At 65.5% G+C, this 15835-nt stretch carries 15 protein-coding genes; all 15 read left to right on the plus strand.

Annotated features, from left to right (window positions below; genetic code table 11):
- Position 1 precedes the first annotated feature (1 nt).
- Positions 2-1519, plus strand: coding sequence for a UDP-N-acetylmuramoyl-tripeptide--D-alanyl-D-alanine ligase (gene murF, locus CXQ89_RS06960; RefSeq protein ID WP_104054697.1), 1518 nt, complete (start codon positions 2-4; stop codon positions 1517-1519).
- Entirely contained in the window at positions 1519-2622 is a 1104-nt protein-coding gene (gene mraY / locus CXQ89_RS06965) for a phospho-N-acetylmuramoyl-pentapeptide-transferase (RefSeq protein ID WP_104054696.1), read from the plus strand. The genes murF and mraY overlap by 1 nt, the downstream gene beginning before the upstream one ends.
- Positions 2604-4181 (plus strand): UDP-N-acetylmuramoyl-L-alanine--D-glutamate ligase, encoded by a 1578-nt coding sequence (gene murD / locus CXQ89_RS06970; protein ID WP_104160761.1) that lies wholly within the window; start codon positions 2604-2606, stop codon positions 4179-4181. The genes mraY and murD overlap by 19 nt, the downstream gene beginning before the upstream one ends.
- Entirely contained in the window at positions 4182-5594 is a 1413-nt protein-coding gene (ftsW, locus tag CXQ89_RS06975; protein ID WP_104160762.1) for a putative lipid II flippase FtsW, read from the plus strand.
- A complete protein-coding gene (gene murG, locus CXQ89_RS06980; RefSeq protein WP_104160763.1) occupies positions 5591-6700 on the plus strand; it encodes an undecaprenyldiphospho-muramoylpentapeptide beta-N-acetylglucosaminyltransferase in 1110 nt (369 codons plus the stop codon). Before ftsW ends, murG begins: the two co-directional genes overlap by 4 nt.
- On the plus strand, positions 6697-8190 hold the full coding sequence (murC, locus tag CXQ89_RS06985; RefSeq protein ID WP_104160764.1) for a UDP-N-acetylmuramate--L-alanine ligase: 1494 nt from the start codon (positions 6697-6699) through the stop codon (positions 8188-8190). Before murG ends, murC begins: the two co-directional genes overlap by 4 nt.
- The gene (locus CXQ89_RS06990) at positions 8183-9115 is read left to right on the plus strand and encodes a cell division protein FtsQ/DivIB (RefSeq protein ID WP_181032257.1); all 933 of its coding nucleotides are present in this window, start codon (positions 8183-8185) and stop codon (positions 9113-9115) included. The genes murC and CXQ89_RS06990 overlap by 8 nt, the downstream gene beginning before the upstream one ends.
- 227 nt (positions 9116-9342) lie before the next feature.
- The gene (gene ftsZ / locus CXQ89_RS06995) at positions 9343-10539 is read left to right on the plus strand and encodes a cell division protein FtsZ (protein WP_104054691.1); all 1197 of its coding nucleotides are present in this window, start codon (positions 9343-9345) and stop codon (positions 10537-10539) included.
- Positions 10540-10592: 53 nt separating this feature from the next.
- A complete protein-coding gene (locus tag CXQ89_RS07000; RefSeq protein WP_104160766.1) occupies positions 10593-11345 on the plus strand; it encodes a polyphenol oxidase family protein in 753 nt (250 codons plus the stop codon).
- Between the two features lie 76 nt (positions 11346-11421).
- A complete protein-coding gene (locus CXQ89_RS07005) occupies positions 11422-12198 on the plus strand; it encodes a YggS family pyridoxal phosphate enzyme (protein ID WP_104160767.1) in 777 nt (258 codons plus the stop codon).
- A 73-nt stretch (positions 12199-12271) separates the two neighbouring features.
- On the plus strand, positions 12272-12850 hold the full coding sequence (locus CXQ89_RS07010) for a cell division protein SepF (RefSeq protein WP_104054688.1): 579 nt from the start codon (positions 12272-12274) through the stop codon (positions 12848-12850).
- 66 nt (positions 12851-12916) lie between these two features.
- Complete coding sequence (locus tag CXQ89_RS07015; RefSeq protein WP_104054687.1) at positions 12917-13207, plus strand: YggT family protein; 291 nt, start codon at positions 12917-12919, stop codon at positions 13205-13207.
- Positions 13208-13362: 155 nt separating this feature from the next.
- A complete protein-coding gene (locus tag CXQ89_RS07020) occupies positions 13363-14082 on the plus strand; it encodes a DivIVA domain-containing protein (protein ID WP_104054686.1) in 720 nt (239 codons plus the stop codon).
- Positions 14083-14221: 139 nt separating this feature from the next.
- Complete coding sequence (gene lspA / locus CXQ89_RS07025) at positions 14222-14851, plus strand: signal peptidase II (RefSeq protein WP_104160768.1); 630 nt, start codon at positions 14222-14224, stop codon at positions 14849-14851.
- Positions 14848-15783: an RluA family pseudouridine synthase gene (locus CXQ89_RS07030; RefSeq protein ID WP_237686793.1), complete on the plus strand. Its 936-nt coding sequence runs from the start codon at positions 14848-14850 to the stop codon at positions 15781-15783. The genes lspA and CXQ89_RS07030 overlap by 4 nt, the downstream gene beginning before the upstream one ends.
- Positions 15784-15835: the final 52 nt, after the last annotated feature.

Below are 15835 nucleotides of genomic sequence, written 5' to 3' on the forward strand. Positions count from 1 at the left end.
CATGATTGAACTTAGTGCAGCAGACATAGCGGCAATTACGGGCGGCGAACTGATCGGCGGTGCCGCACAGGCATCCGCGACGATCGTGAACTCGGCCACAACCGACTCTCGGGAAGCCTCACCCGGCTCCCTCTTCATCGCCAAACCCGGCGAAAACTCAGACGGCCATCTCTTCGTGGAAGCGGCCTTTGAACGCGGTGCCGTCCTGGCCCTCGTGGAGCGTCCCGTCGAGGATGCCTCCGGATCCGTCTACCCTGCGGTCCTGGTCCCGGATGCTGTTCTTGCCATGGGCACCCTGGCGGCGGACATCGTCCGGCGGCTGCGGGAAACGTCGCCGCTGACCGTCATCGGGATCACCGGATCAGCAGGAAAAACCACCACCAAGGACCTGCTGGCCGGAATCCTGCGCGCCGAAGGCGAAACGGTGGCTCCCGTGGGGTCCTACAACGGCGAGGTGGGTGTTCCGCTGACCATTTTCGGGGCGGACTACGGCACCCGCTACCTCGTCATGGAGATGGGGGCGACAGGCATCGGCCACATCGAATACCTGGCCTCCATGGTGAAGCCGGACATCGGCGTCGTCCTGTGCGTGGGAACCGCGCACGCCGGAGAATTCGGCGGCGTGGAGAACATTGCCCGTGCCAAGGGCGAAATGGTGGAGGCCCTGGCTCCCGGCGGAACAGCCGTCCTGAACGCCGACGATATTCGCGTGGCAGCCATGGCTGAACGTGCGGGCGCCGGCGTGGAGCTGCTGTATTTCACCTCCTCCCCGGAAGAAGCCCACGGCGCCAAATCGTCCGTTCGGGCGCTGGATGCCCGGACCGATGAACAGGGCCGGCCCGTCTTTACCCTCCGTTTCCCCGACGGAAGCGAGTATCCGGTGGAATCCGGCCTGATTGGTGCGCACCACACGGCGAATCTGCTGGCCGCCGCAGCTGCCGCCTTTGCCGCGGGCATCCCGGCCGAACGGATTGCCGCCGGATTGTCCGGCCAGAAGGCGGCCAGCCGCTGGCGCATGGAACGCACCGACCGTCCGGACGGCGTGACCGTCATCAATGACGCCTACAACGCCAACCCGGAATCCATGCGGGCGGCCCTGCGCACCCTGGCCGAGCTGGGCCGGGGACGGCGCACCTGGGCCGTGCTGGGCGAAATGCTCGAGCTCGGGGAATCCTCCGTGACCGAACACGACGCGATCGGCCGGTACGTGGTCCGCCTGAACATCTCCCAGCTCATAGTGGTGGGCACAGGTGCCCGGGCCATGCACACAGGCGCAGTCATGGAGGGTTCCTGGGGCGACGAGTCCGTCTTCGTGGAGACCCCCGAAGACGCCGAACGCATCCTGGAGTCCTCGCTGCAGCCCGGAGACCTCGTCCTTTTCAAATCCTCAAACGGTGCAGCCCTGCGCCACCTCGGTGATCGGATAGCCTTGAACGCCCCCTCGTCAACCACCGCCCCGGCGTCCGCGCCGCAGCACACCAGCCCGGACCTCACCGGGGAAGCCGGAGGCGTCCAGTAGTGGTTTCCCTGCTTATCGGGTCTTCACTGGCTCTGATCCTTGCCTTTGCCGGCACGCCCCTGTTTATCCGTTTCCTCGTCAAGAAGAGTTACGGCCAGTTTGTCCGCGATGACGGACCGACGTCGCACCACACCAAGCGCGGCACGCCCACCATGGGCGGCGCCGTCATCGTGGCGTCCGTGGTGGCGTCCTACTTCATCACGCACCTCATCAGCCCGGTCATCAACCCGGGGACCTTCGGGCCCTCGGCGTCCGGTCTCCTTGTCCTGTTCCTGATGGTCGGGATGGGCCTCGTGGGCTTCATTGACGACTACACCAAGATCTCCCGCCAGCGCAGCCTGGGGCTGAACGCCAAGGCGAAGATCATCCTCCAGACACTCGTGGGCGTCACGTTCGCCATCCTGGCCCTGAATTTCCCCAACGCGCAGGGCCGGACGCCCGCGTCCACGGAGATCTCCTTTATCCGCGACACCGGCATCGACCTGGCCTTCGCAGGTACCCTGATCGGCGCCATCCTCTTCATCCTCTGGGCCAACCTGATCATCACGGGAACCACCAACGGCGTGAACCTGGCGGATGGCCTGGACGGACTCGCCGCCGGTGCCTCCATCCTGGTGTTCGGCGCCTACTTCCTGATCGGCATCTGGCAGTCCAACCAGAGCTGCGGATCACCCCTCGCAGGAGCCGTCTGCTACGAAGTCCGCGATCCCATGGATCTGGCGCTGCTTGCCGGCGCCCTGGCCGGGGCGCTGGTGGGCTTCCTCTGGTGGAACACCTCACCGGCCAAGATCTTCATGGGCGACACCGGATCGCTGGCCATCGGCGGCGCCATTGCCGCCTTCGCGATCCTCTCCCGCACCGAACTGCTGCTGGTCATCCTGGCCGGCCTCTTCGTGATCATCACGCTTTCCGTGATCATCCAGGTGGGCTACTTCAAAATCAGCGGCGGAAAACGCGTTTTCAAGATGGCGCCGCTGCAGCACCACTTTGAGCTCAAGGGCTGGGCGGAAGTCACGGTGGTGGTCCGCTTCTGGATCGTGGCCGGACTGTGCGTGGCCGTGGCCCTTGGCATCTTCTACGCGGAATGGGTGGTAGGAAATTGAGCGAAACAGCTGACTCCGCTGCCGGGACGTCCCGGCTTGACGAGCTGACCACGTGGGATGCCGACTGGCGCGGACTGCGCGTTGTCGTCACGGGCATTGGCCTCTCCGGTTTCTCGGCGGCCGATACCCTGATCGAACTCGGCGCCCGGGTAGTGGTGGTTGACGCCCGGGACACAGAGGAAAACCGGGCCAAGGCCGACACCCTGCGGATCGTCGGAGCAGCCGACGTCCTGCTCGGCGCCCATCATGCCGAAGCGCTGCCCGCCGTTGACGGCGAGCCGGCTGAGCTGGTTGTCACCTCGCCCGGCTTCAGCCCCAGCCATCCGCTGATGCGGGCGGCGGCCGACGGCGGCATCCCGGTATGGGGCGACGTCGAACTGGCCTGGCGAGTCCGCGTCCGTGAAGGGCGTAAGACCGCCCAATGGCTGACCATCACCGGCACCAACGGCAAAACCACCACGGTCTCGATGACCGAGAGCATGCTGCGCGCCGCGGGACTGCGGGCCATCGCTGCCGGAAACGTCGGAACCCCCATCCTGGACGCCATTCGGGATCCGCAGGGCTATGACGTCCTCGCCGTGGAACTATCCTCTTTCCAGCTGCACTGGACGCACTCCATCTCTCCGCTGGCCAGCGTGTGCCTGAACATTGCCGAAGACCACGTGGACTGGCACGGCTCCTACGAGGCCTACATGGCCGATAAAGCCAAGATCTACGAAAACACGCAGGTGGCCTGCATCTACAACGCCGAGCAGATCGAGACCGAGCACATGGTCGAAGAAGCCGACGTCGTTGAAGGCTGCCGCGCTGTCGGCTTCACGACCGGCATGCCGGCGGTGTCCATGGTGGGAATGGTGGAGAACCTGCTGGTGGACCGCGCCTTCATCGAACAGCGCAAGGATTCGGCGGCTGAGCTCGCTTCCATGGCCGATCTTGGCGAGTACGCTCCCCGGCACATGGTGGCCAATGCCCTGGCCGCCGCTGCCCTGGTCCGGGCGTACGGCCTTGAACCGGCGGCGGTACGGGACGGGCTTCGGGCCTACGCGCCCGGAGACCACCGCATCCAGCCGGTTGCCCGCCTCAACGACATCCTGTGGATCAATGACTCAAAGGCCACCAACCCGCATGCCGCGTCAGCGTCCCTGTCCGCCTTCAACTCGGTGGTATGGATCGCCGGGGGACTGTCAAAGGGTGTCCACTACGGGGATCTGGTCCGGGACCATGCATCCCGCCTTCGCTCCGTGGTGCTGATCGGTGCGGACTCCGCAGACCTCCGTGAGGCTTTGGCGCGACACGCGCCCGACGTCCGGGTGATTGATGCCGTTCCGCCGCACACTGGTGGAAGGCATGCCGCTGCTCCAGCGGTCAGCGGTGAGGACGTGATGGCTCTGGCTGTCGCGGCCGCAGCCGCTGAAGCCCAGTCAGGAGACACAGTCCTGATGGCGCCCGCAGCAGCGTCCATGGATCAGTTCGCGTCCTACGCGCACCGCGGAGACGCTTTCATCGAGGCCGTCCGCGGGTACGTGGAAGGACAGGCGCAGACTCCTAAGGAGCCCTAGATGGTCACTACGTCCTCAGGGAAGCCCCGGAAGCCTGTGCTCCGGTCCGCGCGCCCGGCCGCCTCCGCAGCCGCAGGCAAGTCCTCCACAGGCAAGTCCTCCACAGGCCAGTCCTCCGCTGACTCCTCTTCCGGCAGGACGACGGCGGCGGCTGAGAGCGGTACGCGTGCTCCGCGCGGCACCCGCACGCCGGCAAGCTCGAAGAAGGACCCCAACAAGAAGCCATCACTGCTGGAACGCGGGATCGTGCTGCTGGAAGGCAGCCGCCGGAAAGCAACGGGGTCGGCCTACTACACCATCCTGGGTGCCGCGCTGGCGCTGACCGCGATCGGCCTGATGATGGTCCTCTCGGCGTCCTCCGTGGAGTCCATTGCCGCTTCCGCCGGTGAATCCGCGGGCAGTACGTTTAGTTTCTTCGTCAAGCAGGCCATGTTTGCCGGTTTTGGTGTTGTGGCCATGCTGGTGCTTTCCCGGCTTGGCCCCAGGGCGTACAAGAAGCTGGCCTGGGTGCTGTTGGTCCTGGCCGTCGTGCTGCTGCTGCTGGTGTTCATCCCCGGGGTGGGCAAAGAGGTCAACGGCAACAGGAACTGGATCGAGATCGGACCGATCGGCGGCCAGCCCTCGGAAGCAGCGAAGCTGGCCATGGCCATCTGGTTTGCCTCAGTGCTGTCCCTGAAGCAGAAACTCCTCAATCAGTGGAAGCATGCCCTGGTTCCGGTGGTGTTTCCGGGCGGTACCATCCTCATCGGCCTGGTAATGATCGGCAGGGACCTCGGCACGGTGATCATCCTGGGCCTCATTATGGTGGCCGCACTGTTTTTCGCCGGAACGCCGCTGCGCTTTATCGCGGCCCTGGTGGCCGCAGGCGGCGCTGCGGCCGCCCTGATGTCGGTGCTCAGCGACAACCGTGCGGGCCGGATCAGTGCCTGGCTGGGGAAGGACTGCGGTGCCGGGCTCTGCGACCAGGCCAACGCCGGCATGTACGCCCTGGCCTCGGGAGGCTGGTTTGGGGTGGGTATCGGACAGAGCCGGCAGAAGTGGAGCTGGATCCCTGAAGCGCACAATGACTTCATCTTTGCGATCATCGGCGAGGAGTTCGGCCTGCTGGGCACGCTCCTGATCGTGCTGCTCTTCGGCGTCCTGGCGGTCGCCACCATCCGCATGACCATGCGGCACACCGATCCGTTCATCCGGATTGTCTGCGGCTCCATCCTGGTCTGGATTATCGGCCAGGCCTTTGTGAACATCGCCATGGTGACGGGCCTGCTGCCCGTGATCGGAGTGCCGCTTCCCTTCATCTCCTACGGCGGGTCTTCCCTGACCATTACCCTGGCTGCCGTGGGGGTCCTGCTCTCCTTCGCCCGCAAAATCCCCGAACACAAACTTTCTGAAAGTGAACCATCAGCTCCATGACACAACGTCCCCTTTCCCTCGTCCTCGCCGGAGGCGGCACCGCCGGGCACATCAGCCCGCTTCTCGCGGTGGCGCGCGCTGTGCGGGAGTCCGCTCCGGAGTCCCGCATTAAGGTTGTGGGCACGGCCGCCGGCATGGAAACCCGGCTGGTTCCGGCCGCGGGGTTCGAGCTGGCCGTCATCGACCGGGTCCCGATGCCCCGGAAACCGGGCGGGGACCTGGTCCGGCTGCCCGGCCGGCTCCTGCAGGCCGTTCGCCAGGCCGGTGCGATTCTCGACGAAGCCGCTGCCGACGTCGTGGTGGGTGTCGGCGGGTACGTTTCCACGCCGGTCTATCTTGCTGCCCGCCGGCGGAAGCTGCCGGTCATAGTGCACGAGGCCAATGCCCGTCCCGGGCTGGCCAACCGGGTGGGCGCACGGTTCGCCGACGTCGTCGGCACCGCCTTTGCCGAGACGAAGCTGCCCCGCGCGCAACTGGTGGGCATGCCCATGCGCCGCGAGATTTCGGGACTCGACCGCAGCCGGGCGCGTGCCGGCGCGCGTACCGCCCTGGGGCTGGAGGCGGACCGTCCCACCCTGGTGGTCACCGGCGGCTCTTCCGGAGCGGCCAGCATCAACCGTGCCGTTGAGGCGGCCCTGCCGGCCCTTGCGGAAGCGGGCATCCAGACCCTGCACATCACCGGACGGGGCAAGCAGCTCCTGACCTCCGAGGGCAAGCCGCTGGCGGCGCCGCTTTACCGGCAGGTCGAATATGTGGACGGGATGGAGCAGGCGTACGCTGCTGCGGACCTGCTGCTCGCCCGCTCAGGCGCCGGTACGGTTTGCGAGATCAGTGCCGTTGGCCTGCCCGCCGTGCTGGTTCCGCTGCCGCACGGCAACGGGGAACAGGCACTGAACGCAGCCGGGCTGGCGGCGGCCGGCGGAGCCGTTGTGGTTGCGGATGCGCTCTTCACCGCACAGTGGATAGTGGACAGACTGATACCTTTGCTGGCCGACCCCGCAGCACTGGATGCCATGTCCGCCGCTTCGTCAGCCCAAGGCATCCGTGACGCGGACCGGCGGATGGCGGAGTTTATTCTCGAAGCAAAGGTAAGGTCACGAGCATGAGCACCCTGAATCTTCCCGACCTCGGCCGGGTGCACTTCATTGGTCTGGGAGGCGCGGGCATGTCCGCAGTCGCCCGGGTCATGATCGGCCAGGGCGTTTCCGTGTCCGGCTCGGACTCGCGCGACTCCGCCGGCCTGCGTGCTTTGGAGGCCCTGGGCGCCGCAGTGTTCGTGGGCCAGGACGCGGCCAACGTGCAGGGCGCCGACACCGTGGTGGTTTCCACCGCCATCCGGTCCGACAATCCGGAACTGGCCGCGGCCCGGAACTTGGGCCTGCGGGTCATCCATCGTTCCGAAGCTCTCGCCGCGGCGATGGGGACGCAGGACACGGTTGCCGTCGCCGGAACCCACGGGAAAACCACCACCACGGCCATGGTGACCGTCCTGCTGCGCGAAGCAGGACTGGATCCCTCCTTCGCCATCGGCGGAGACGTGGCGGCACTGGGAGTGAATGCCGCTTTCGGAAGCGGCAGTGTGTTCGTCGCCGAAGCCGACGAGTCCGACGGATCGTTTCTGAATTACCGCCCGCGAATTTCCGTTATCACCAATGTCGAGGCCGATCACCTGGACCACTACGGCACCGAGGAAGCAGTCTTTGCCTCCTTCGACCGGTTTGTCCGGCTGCTGCCGGCGGACGGCCTGCTGGTGGCCTGCGCGGATGATCCCGGTGCCGCGGACGTGGTGCGCCGCTCCGGTGCCGCCCGCGTGTGCACCTACGGCTACAGCGAAAACGCCGACATCCGGATCACTGACACGCGGCCGGTCGCCAGCGGATCGGTGTCAATGCTGCGCTTCAGCCTGGACGGACTGGACTGCGAGCAGGAACTGAGGCTCCTGGTCCCCGGGGTGCACAACATCCGCAATGCCGCGGCTGCGTTCGCCGTCGGGCTTGGGCTCGGAGTTGACCCCGCCCAGGCTGCGGCAGGCCTGGCGGTCTTCTCCGGCGCAGCACGCCGCTTCGAAGCCAAAGGCGCCGTGCGCGGGGTGCGGGTCTTCGATGACTACGCGCACCATCCCACCGAGCTGGTGGCCGCGCTGGAGGCGGCGCGCACCGTTGCCGGGGACCACCGCGTCCATGTGTTGTTCCAGCCGCATCTGTTCAGCCGGACGCTGGCCTTCGCGGAAGAATTCGCTGCCGCCCTGGAACGTGCCGACACCGCCACGGTGCTGGACATTTATGCTTCCCGCGAGGATCCGGTGCCCGGCGTTACCAGCGAAGTCATCGCCTCCAGGGTGAACCGGCCGGGAGGCTACGCTCCGGATGCCGGCCAGGCCGTGCGGGATATCTGCCGCCGCGCCGCGCCGGGAGACATCATCCTCACGGTTGGTGCCGGAGACGTCACGCAATACGGTGCGCATCTGGTGCAGGAACTGGCCAGGACGGCGCCCGCCTTGGCTGGGGATGCCAGCGTTCAGACCGGAGCTGAGACAGACGCCGAACCGGAGTCAGACGCGGCACAGCCGGTGCTGCGGAAGGAACTCCGTGGCTAGCAAAAAACCCCGGCGCCCCGAGGTGGATCCCACCCGCCATGCCGGCGGCGGGCGCAGCAGCGTCCGCCGCTCCGCAGGCTACGGCGATTCCGGCTCCCGGGAGCGGAGGCTGCACGGAGGTGCCGGAAGGCCGAACCTCGCTGACGCCAAGACCGAGGGGCACATCCGGACGGAACCGGGCTCCGGGAACGGTGAATCGGTCACTGCCACGGTGCTGGCCTTTCCCGAACCGCCCGTCCGCAAACGCCGTCGGTGGCTGCTCATTTCAGTGTCGACAGCCGTTGTTCTTCTGGGTGCTTTCCTGGCATTCCTCTTCCTGTCTCCGGCGCTGGCCCTGAAGACGGTAACGGTCCAGGGAAACTCGCTGCTGCCTGAAGAAGAGGTCCACCGTGCCCTGCAGCCGCTCATGGGTGAACCGTTAACCACGATCGACGACGGCGACGTTGCCGGGCTGCTCGCGGACCGGCCCGAGGTGGCCGGGGTCGACGTCGTGGCCCTGCCCCCGTCCGAGATCGTGGTCACCATCACGGAACGCGTTCCGGTGGCGGTCCTGCAAAGCGGGAATGCTTTTTCGCTGATTGATGAAGACGGGCTGGTGATCGGAACCGCGGCCAACCGGGCCGAGGCCAGGCTGCCGCTGATCGATGGCGGCAGCGAGGCGGTGAACAGCGCAGTATTCAGTACGGTCACCTCCGTACTGTCCGTGCTGCCGGAAAACGTGCTCGCCCAGCTGGACCACGCCGCGGCGACATCCGTTGATTCGGTGGAACTGAAGCTGGTCAACGGGCAGACGGTATTCTGGGGGAGCGCCGAATCCAATGTGGCCAAGGCGCGTGTTTTGGAAGCCCTGCTTTTGATGCCGCCCAAGGATCCGCCGATCAGCGTGTTTGACGTCAGCACCCCAACCGCTCCGGTTACGCGGTGATTTTTTCCTCCTGCGGGAAAGAATAATCCGACACGCGGCAGAGGTAATTGCAGAACCAGTTTTCGCCCCATAGCGTCACTGGTAGAGGATTACTTGACATAACTATAACCTTCAACTGGAAGCTTAGGGTTTGCGGTTGAACGTTACAGGTCAGGTTCAAGGTTTTCGGCCGGAGCATTCCGGCCACAAATGATCAGTTGCACAGATTCGAACAAGGGACACAGGACGTGGCAGCACCGCAGAATTACTTGGCCGTCATCAAGGTCGTCGGCATCGGCGGCGGTGGCGTGAACGCCGTAAACCGGATGATTGATGTAGGGCTCCGAGGCGTGGAGTTCATCGCCATCAACACCGATGCACAGGCGCTGCTGATGAGCGACGCCGACGTGAAGCTCGACGTCGGCCGCGAACTGACGCGCGGCCTGGGCGCCGGCGCGGACCCCGAGGTGGGCCGCAAGGCCGCCGAGGACCACGCCGAAGAAATCGAGGAAGTCCTGCGCGGAGCGGACATGGTCTTCGTGACCGCAGGCGAGGGCGGCGGCACCGGCACCGGTGGCGCACCTGTCGTGGCCCGCATTGCCCGTTCCCTTGGCGCCCTGACCATCGGCGTGGTGACGCGGCCCTTTACTTTCGAAGGCCGCCGCCGTTCCAACCAGGCTGAGTCCGGCATTGATACGCTGCGCGACGAAGTCGACACCCTCATCGTCATCCCCAACGACCGGCTGCTCTCCATCAGCGACCGGAACGTGTCCATGCTGGACGCTTTCCGCTCGGCGGACCAGGTGCTGCTTTCCGGTGTCCAGGGCATTACCGACCTGATCACCACCCCGGGCCTGATCAACCTCGACTTTGCCGACGTCAAATCCGTCATGCAGGGTGCCGGTTCCGCCCTCATGGGTATCGGTTCCGCGCGTGGAGAGGATCGCGCCGTCAAGGCGGCCGAGCTGGCCATAGCGTCTCCTCTGCTGGAAGCGTCCATCGACGGCGCCCACGGCGTCCTGCTCTCCATCCAGGGTGGCTCAGACCTCGGCTTGTTCGAGATCAACGAGGCCGCGCGGCTGGTGCAGGAAGTTGCCCACCCGGAAGCCAACATCATCTTTGGTGCCGTCATTGACGATGCCCTTGGTGACGAAGCGCGCGTCACCGTGATCGCAGCGGGTTTTGACCAGGTGGATGTCACCTCGCAGCCGGTCTCGCACAAGCCGGCCGAACCTGTGCTGCCCCCGGCCAGCGCACCGGCCGGTGGCGGTTACGCGGCCGCTGCACCTGCTTCGGCAGGGCTGTCGGCATGGTCGCAGCGCTCAACGCAGCACAGCGATGTTCCTGCGGACGCAGGCTTCGACGTGGACCTGCCCGCCGTCGTGGAGTCAGATCTGTCCACGGGTCGCAATGATGACCTGGATGTCCCTGACTTCCTGAAGTAACACCGATCCGGGTCCTTGACCCGGACCATTTAGCGCAGCGAGGTTGTTCGACAATGTTTTGGTGGCAGACGCAGGCCGGTGACGGCCTGACGGTCGCGTTCACCAGTACAGCGGCGGGCAACCTCGCTTTGCATGTAGGGGATGACCCGGCGCTGGTATTGCGGCGCCGCCGGGCACTGGAGGCGCACATGGGTGTGCCGGCCGGGTCGCTGCGCTTCATGAACCAGGTGCATTCGGCCGCCGTCGCCTCGGTCTCCGGCCCGTCACCTGCCGGCCCGTCGCCTGCCGGGCCTGGTGCCGTTCCGGCGGCGGGACCGCTCACTGCGGACCCACTCACCGCAGACGCCCTCGTCAGCCCGGATGGTTCCGTGCCGCTGGCCGTCATGGTTGCCGACTGCGTGCCCGTGGTGCTGGCCGGGCGGAACGGCGCCGGGGTGGTGACGGGGGTTGCCCATGCCGGACGCCGGGGATTGCTCGACGGCATCCTGGCCAACACTGTGCAGGAGATGGCCGCCGCGGGTGCTGAGAGCCTCCGCGCCTGGATTGGGCCGTCCGTGTGCGGAGAGTGCTACGAGGTTCCCGCAGCAATGCAGCGGGAGGCAGCCGAGGTGATGCCGGAACTGCACTCGACCACCCGCTGGGGAACTCCTGCCCTGGACCTTCCCGCCGGTGCCCGGACACAGCTGGAAGCCCTGGGGGTCGACGTCGTCCGGGTCCCCGGCTGCACCCTCGAATCCACCGACCTTTACTCGCACCGCCGCAGCAGCAGCGCAGGGCGCTTCGCCGGGCTGATCTGGCGAAACTGACGCTTGGGGTCCCGGGATCCCGGACGACCCGCAGCTCCGCCTGCCTGAAATACCCGCTTGATACAAGGAGCACCCCATGACTGCCAGCCTTACCCCCGCCGAACGGTCCGCTGAACTTTCGAACCGGCTCAGGCGGGTGCACACGCGCATCACTTCAGCTGCAGCCGGTGGGGCCGCACCAACCCTCATAGTGGTCACAAAGTATTTTCCGGCCTCAGACGTCGATCTCCTGGCCGGTCTGGGCGTCACCGACGTCGGTGAAAACAAGGACCAGGAGGCTGCTGCAAAAGCTTTGTCAGTGCAGGCCCAGGATCTTAACTGGCATTTCATCGGCCAGCTGCAAAGCAATAAGGCGAAATCCGTGGTCCGTTATGCTGCCGCAGTGCATTCAGTGGACCGGCTCTCGCTGGTCACAGCCCTTGGCAAAGCCATGGCTGCTGAACAATCGCGCCGTGCCCAGGCAGGGGAGCAGCCCAGAGCCGACCTGGATGTGTTTTTGCAGGTGGATCTGCGGGAGCAGGCAGCCGCAGGGGGATCCTCCGGAGCGGGCGCAGGGACCGGCGCAGGCCGCGGGGGAGCGTTGCCGCGGGAGCTGCCCGAGCTGGCTGAGGCAGCCGCGGCAACCCCCGGTCTTCGCCTGGCCGGGGTCATGGCGGTGGCACCCCTTGGCGCCGATGCCCGGGAGGCATTCGCCCGTCTGGCGGCCCTGTCCGGCGAGCTGCAGAGGGACCATCCCGGGGCGGACGCGATCTCGGCCGGCATGAGCGGGGACCTGGAAGCAGCGTTGGAAAACGGGGCGACACACCTGAGGATCGGCTCCGATATTCTCGGGCCCCGGCCCCCGGTACGGTAGCGTCTATTGCAGGAAAGTCCCTCATCTGGCGAGGGGCGGGTGCTACGGCGCTGAAGTTCTAGAAGGAGCAACCATGGCTGGCGCAATGCGCAGGACAATGATCTACCTTGGGCTCGCCGACGGTGAAGAGCCCTACGAGTCTGAGCAGAAGAGCCAGCGGGAAGCCCCGGTGCGCAGCGCCGAGGAGTACACCCCCGAGTACGAGCGCACGGAGCGCCCCGACCGGGCTGAACGCGCCGAGCGGACTGAGCGGTCAGACCGTGACGCCGAGCCTGCACCGGCACCTGTGGTCCGCACCGCAGTCGAAGAATACCGGGCACCGGTCACCCCGATCAAGCGAGCCCCGTCATCCCGAGAGGAAGTGGCTGGCTTGCGCCAGATCACCACCGTTCATCCCCGTTCCTACAACGACGCCAAGATCATCGGTGAGAGCTTCCGGGACGGGATTCCCGTGATTATGAATGTCACCGACATGGGCGAAGCAGATGCGAAGCGCCTCGTCGATTTCTCTGCTGGCCTTGTCTTTGGGCTGCGCGGTAGCATTGAGCGCGTGACCAACAAGGTGTTCCTCCTGTCGCCGTCCTACGTGGAGGTGCTGGGGGATGACAAAAAAGTCAGTGAATCCCAGTCGGCATTCTTCAATCAGAGCTGACCGCGGGCCCGCAGCAGCGGGATCTCCCCGGATCGCTACGGCCTCCCCTGAAACGAAACAACACGCGTGAGTATTATTTTTGCCCTGCTGTATGTGCTGCTGGTGCTCTTTCAGTTCGCTCTGTTCCTGAGGATTGTCTACGACGCCGTCCAAATCTTCGCCCGACAGTGGCGCCCCAAGGGGCCGGCCCTGGTGCTGGCGTCCCTAATCTACGGGGCCACGGATCCGGCTATCCGGCTGCTGCGCAGGTTCATTCCCCCGCTGCGCCTGGGCGGGATCTCCCTGGACCTGGCCTTCATCGTGTTGTTCATCGTTGTTGCCATCGTGAAGCAGATCGTCGCGGGCGCCCTCTTCTAGGGGCGGCGGTGTTCCGGGTCCGGTTAGTGTTCCTTCTCCGGAAGATATACTGTGAAAAAGAATAAGACCCCTTAGATTTTTATGTTCGATATTCTGTACGTAGAACCGTCTGCTGAACTCGCAGGCGAATCTTATAACCAGTGTGAGGTGACCAGATGGCTCTGACGCCAGAAGATGTTGTCAATAAGCGGTTCCAGCCGACCAAGTTCCGTGAAGGCTACGACCAGGACGAGGTTGATGACTTTCTCGACGAGATCGTTATTGAGCTGCGCCGTCTGAACGCAGAGAACGAAGACCTGCGCAGCCAGCTCGCGGAATGCCTTGCCGGCAAGTCCGGTGAAAGCACGGCTGTTCCCGCTCCGGTCTCAGCTGCGGCTAAGACCGAGCAGGTCACGGCCCCGGTGAAGGAAGAAAAGAAGCCCGAACCGGTCAAGGCTGAGGAGCCGAAGGCTCCCGCAGCCGCCAAGGCTGAAGAGCCCAAGGCAGCTGCTCCGGCCCCGGCCGCCGCAGCACCGGCTCCCGCAGCCGCAGCACCCGCTCCGGCAACTGCGGCCAGCAACACCGAGACCGCCGCAGGCATCCTGGCGATGGCCCAGAAGATGCACGATGACTACGTGGGTGCCGGTGTTGAGCAGCGCGACAAGATCATCGCAGAAGCACAGATGGAAGCCAGCGGGCTCGTTAGCGAAGCGCAGGACAAGAGCCGCAAGATCCTCAGCAACCTGGAACAGCAGAAGGCTGTCCTGGAGCGCAAGGTTGAGCAGCTGCGCGGCTTTGAGCGCGACTACCGTTCACGTCTGAAGGCCTACATTGAAGGCCAGCTGCGTGATCTGGATGCCCGCGGATCCGTTGCCTCGGAGACCGCCGACGCGTAACCGGAACACCACCGCGGCACCACTGGTGCACTAAACTGAATATAAGCACGGGCCGGCTGGCCGGGACGCCCCGGCCAGCCGGCCCGTTGTTTTGGCAGCGGCCCGCGTCCCGCCCCGTGCCACAACGAATGAAAGCACCATGACGAAATCTTCTGAGGAACCTGTGTCCGCGAAATCCGCCGGCAGCACCGGTGAGCATGTACGCCCGGCCTGGTCCGGGTATGCCCTAATCATGGCGGCGTGCGCCGCACTCGGGCTCGGAATAGACCAGCTCACCAAGTGGTGGGTTGAATCCACCATGACGCTCGGCCAGGTCACAGACGTGCTGCCGCCGCTGCTGCGCTGGCACTATATCCTCAACCCGGGGGCCGCTTTCTCCATCGGCACCGACTACACATGGGTGTTCACCATCATCATGGCGGCCGTGTGCGGTTTCCTCGTGTACCTCATGCTGAAGGTCCGCTCCGTGTCCTGGGCTGTAGCGCTGGGGCTGGTCCTGGGCGGGGCAGCGGGTAACCTGACGGACCGGCTGTTTCGTGAACCCTCGTTTGGGCAGGGCCACGTGGTGGACTTCATCGCACTGCCCAACTTCGCAATTTTCAACATTGCAGACACCTGCGTGGTCTCCGGCGTGATTCTCGTCTGCCTGCTGACGCTGCGGGGAGTGGGCCTGGACGGAGTGCGGACTCCTTCAAGCACGGCGCCGGAAACGGGCAGCACCGAGGAAATCGGCACCAAAGACATAAAGAACGGCAAAGACAACAAATGAACGAGATTCACACCGTCCTGCAGATTCCGGATGAGGCTGACGGAGGAAGAGCGGATGCCGTCCTCGCCAAGCTCCTGGATGTCTCCCGCTCCACCGCAGCCACCTGGTTTACCGACGGCTACTTCAGCATGAACGGCCGGTCGCTGGGAAAGTCCGACCGCCTTTCGGCCGGAGACCGGGTGAGCGTTGACATTCCCGAGCAGCGTGACCCGCTCGCCGTCGTCGTTGAACCGGTGGAAGGCCTGAAGATCCTGGCCGACGATGACCACTTTGTGGTCATCGACAAGCCCGTGGGTGTGGCCGCGCATCCCTCGCCCGGCTGGGTAGGCCCCACCGTGGTGGGCGGACTGGCTGCCGCCGGCTACCGCATTTCCACCTCCGGGTCCCCTGAGCGGCAGGGCATCGTCCACCGCCTCGACGTGGGAACCTCCGGCGCCATGGTGGTCGCCAAGACCGAACACGCCTACACGCTGCTGAAGCAGGCCTTCAAGGAACGCACCGTGGAGAAGATGTACCACGCCGTGGTCCAGGGCCTGCCTGATCCGCTGCGGGGGACCATCGACGCGCCGATCGGCCGGCACCCCTCCTATGACTGGCGCTTTGCAGTGCTGGAAGGCGGACGGCCCTCCGTTACCCACTATGAGGTGCTGGAAGCCTTTGGCAAGGCGTCCCTGGTGGAGGTGCATCTGGAGACCGGGCGCACCCACCAGATCCGGGTGCATTTCTCCGCCCTCAAGCACCCCTGTGCCGGAGATCTCACCTACGGTGCGGAGGCTAAGCTTGCGGCCGAGCTGGGCCTGACCCGGCAGTGGCTGCATGCCCGCAAGCTGGCGTTTGCGCACCCCGGCACCGGTGAACGCGTGGAAGTTATCAGCGAATACCCGCAGGATCTTCAGTACGCACTGGATGCCCTGCAGCGCGGCGACGTCTGAGGCTTCCGCCCGGAAGTGACGAGGCTGTCAGCCGGACGGCGGCGTGCCGTCC

Origin of the sequence: Arthrobacter sp. ZGTC212, assembly GCF_002929255.1 — a bacterium.
Classification (GTDB): Bacteria; Actinomycetota; Actinomycetes; order Actinomycetales; family Micrococcaceae; genus Arthrobacter_B; species Arthrobacter_B sunyaminii.

Excerpts from the sequence above, each read along its gene's own strand:
- murF (WP_104054697.1), top strand. The coding sequence starts at position 2 with ATGATTGAACTTAGTGCAGCAGACATAGCGGCAATTACGGGCGGCGAA.
- murD (WP_104160761.1), top strand. The coding sequence starts at position 2,604 with ATGGGTGGTAGGAAATTGAGCGAAACAGCTGACTCCGCTGCCGGGACG.
- ftsW (WP_104160762.1), top strand. The coding sequence starts at position 4,182 with ATGGTCACTACGTCCTCAGGGAAGCCCCGGAAGCCTGTGCTCCGGTCC.
- murG (WP_104160763.1), top strand. The coding sequence starts at position 5,591 with ATGACACAACGTCCCCTTTCCCTCGTCCTCGCCGGAGGCGGCACCGCC.
- murC (WP_104160764.1), top strand. The coding sequence starts at position 6,697 with ATGAGCACCCTGAATCTTCCCGACCTCGGCCGGGTGCACTTCATTGGT.
- CXQ89_RS07000 (WP_104160766.1), top strand. The coding sequence starts at position 10,593 with ATGTTTTGGTGGCAGACGCAGGCCGGTGACGGCCTGACGGTCGCGTTC.
- CXQ89_RS07005 (WP_104160767.1), top strand. The coding sequence starts at position 11,422 with ATGACTGCCAGCCTTACCCCCGCCGAACGGTCCGCTGAACTTTCGAAC.
- CXQ89_RS07010 (WP_104054688.1), top strand. The coding sequence starts at position 12,272 with ATGGCTGGCGCAATGCGCAGGACAATGATCTACCTTGGGCTCGCCGAC.
- CXQ89_RS07020 (WP_104054686.1), top strand. The coding sequence starts at position 13,363 with ATGGCTCTGACGCCAGAAGATGTTGTCAATAAGCGGTTCCAGCCGACC.
- lspA (WP_104160768.1), top strand. The coding sequence starts at position 14,222 with ATGACGAAATCTTCTGAGGAACCTGTGTCCGCGAAATCCGCCGGCAGC.
- CXQ89_RS07030 (WP_237686793.1), top strand. The coding sequence starts at position 14,848 with ATGAACGAGATTCACACCGTCCTGCAGATTCCGGATGAGGCTGACGGA.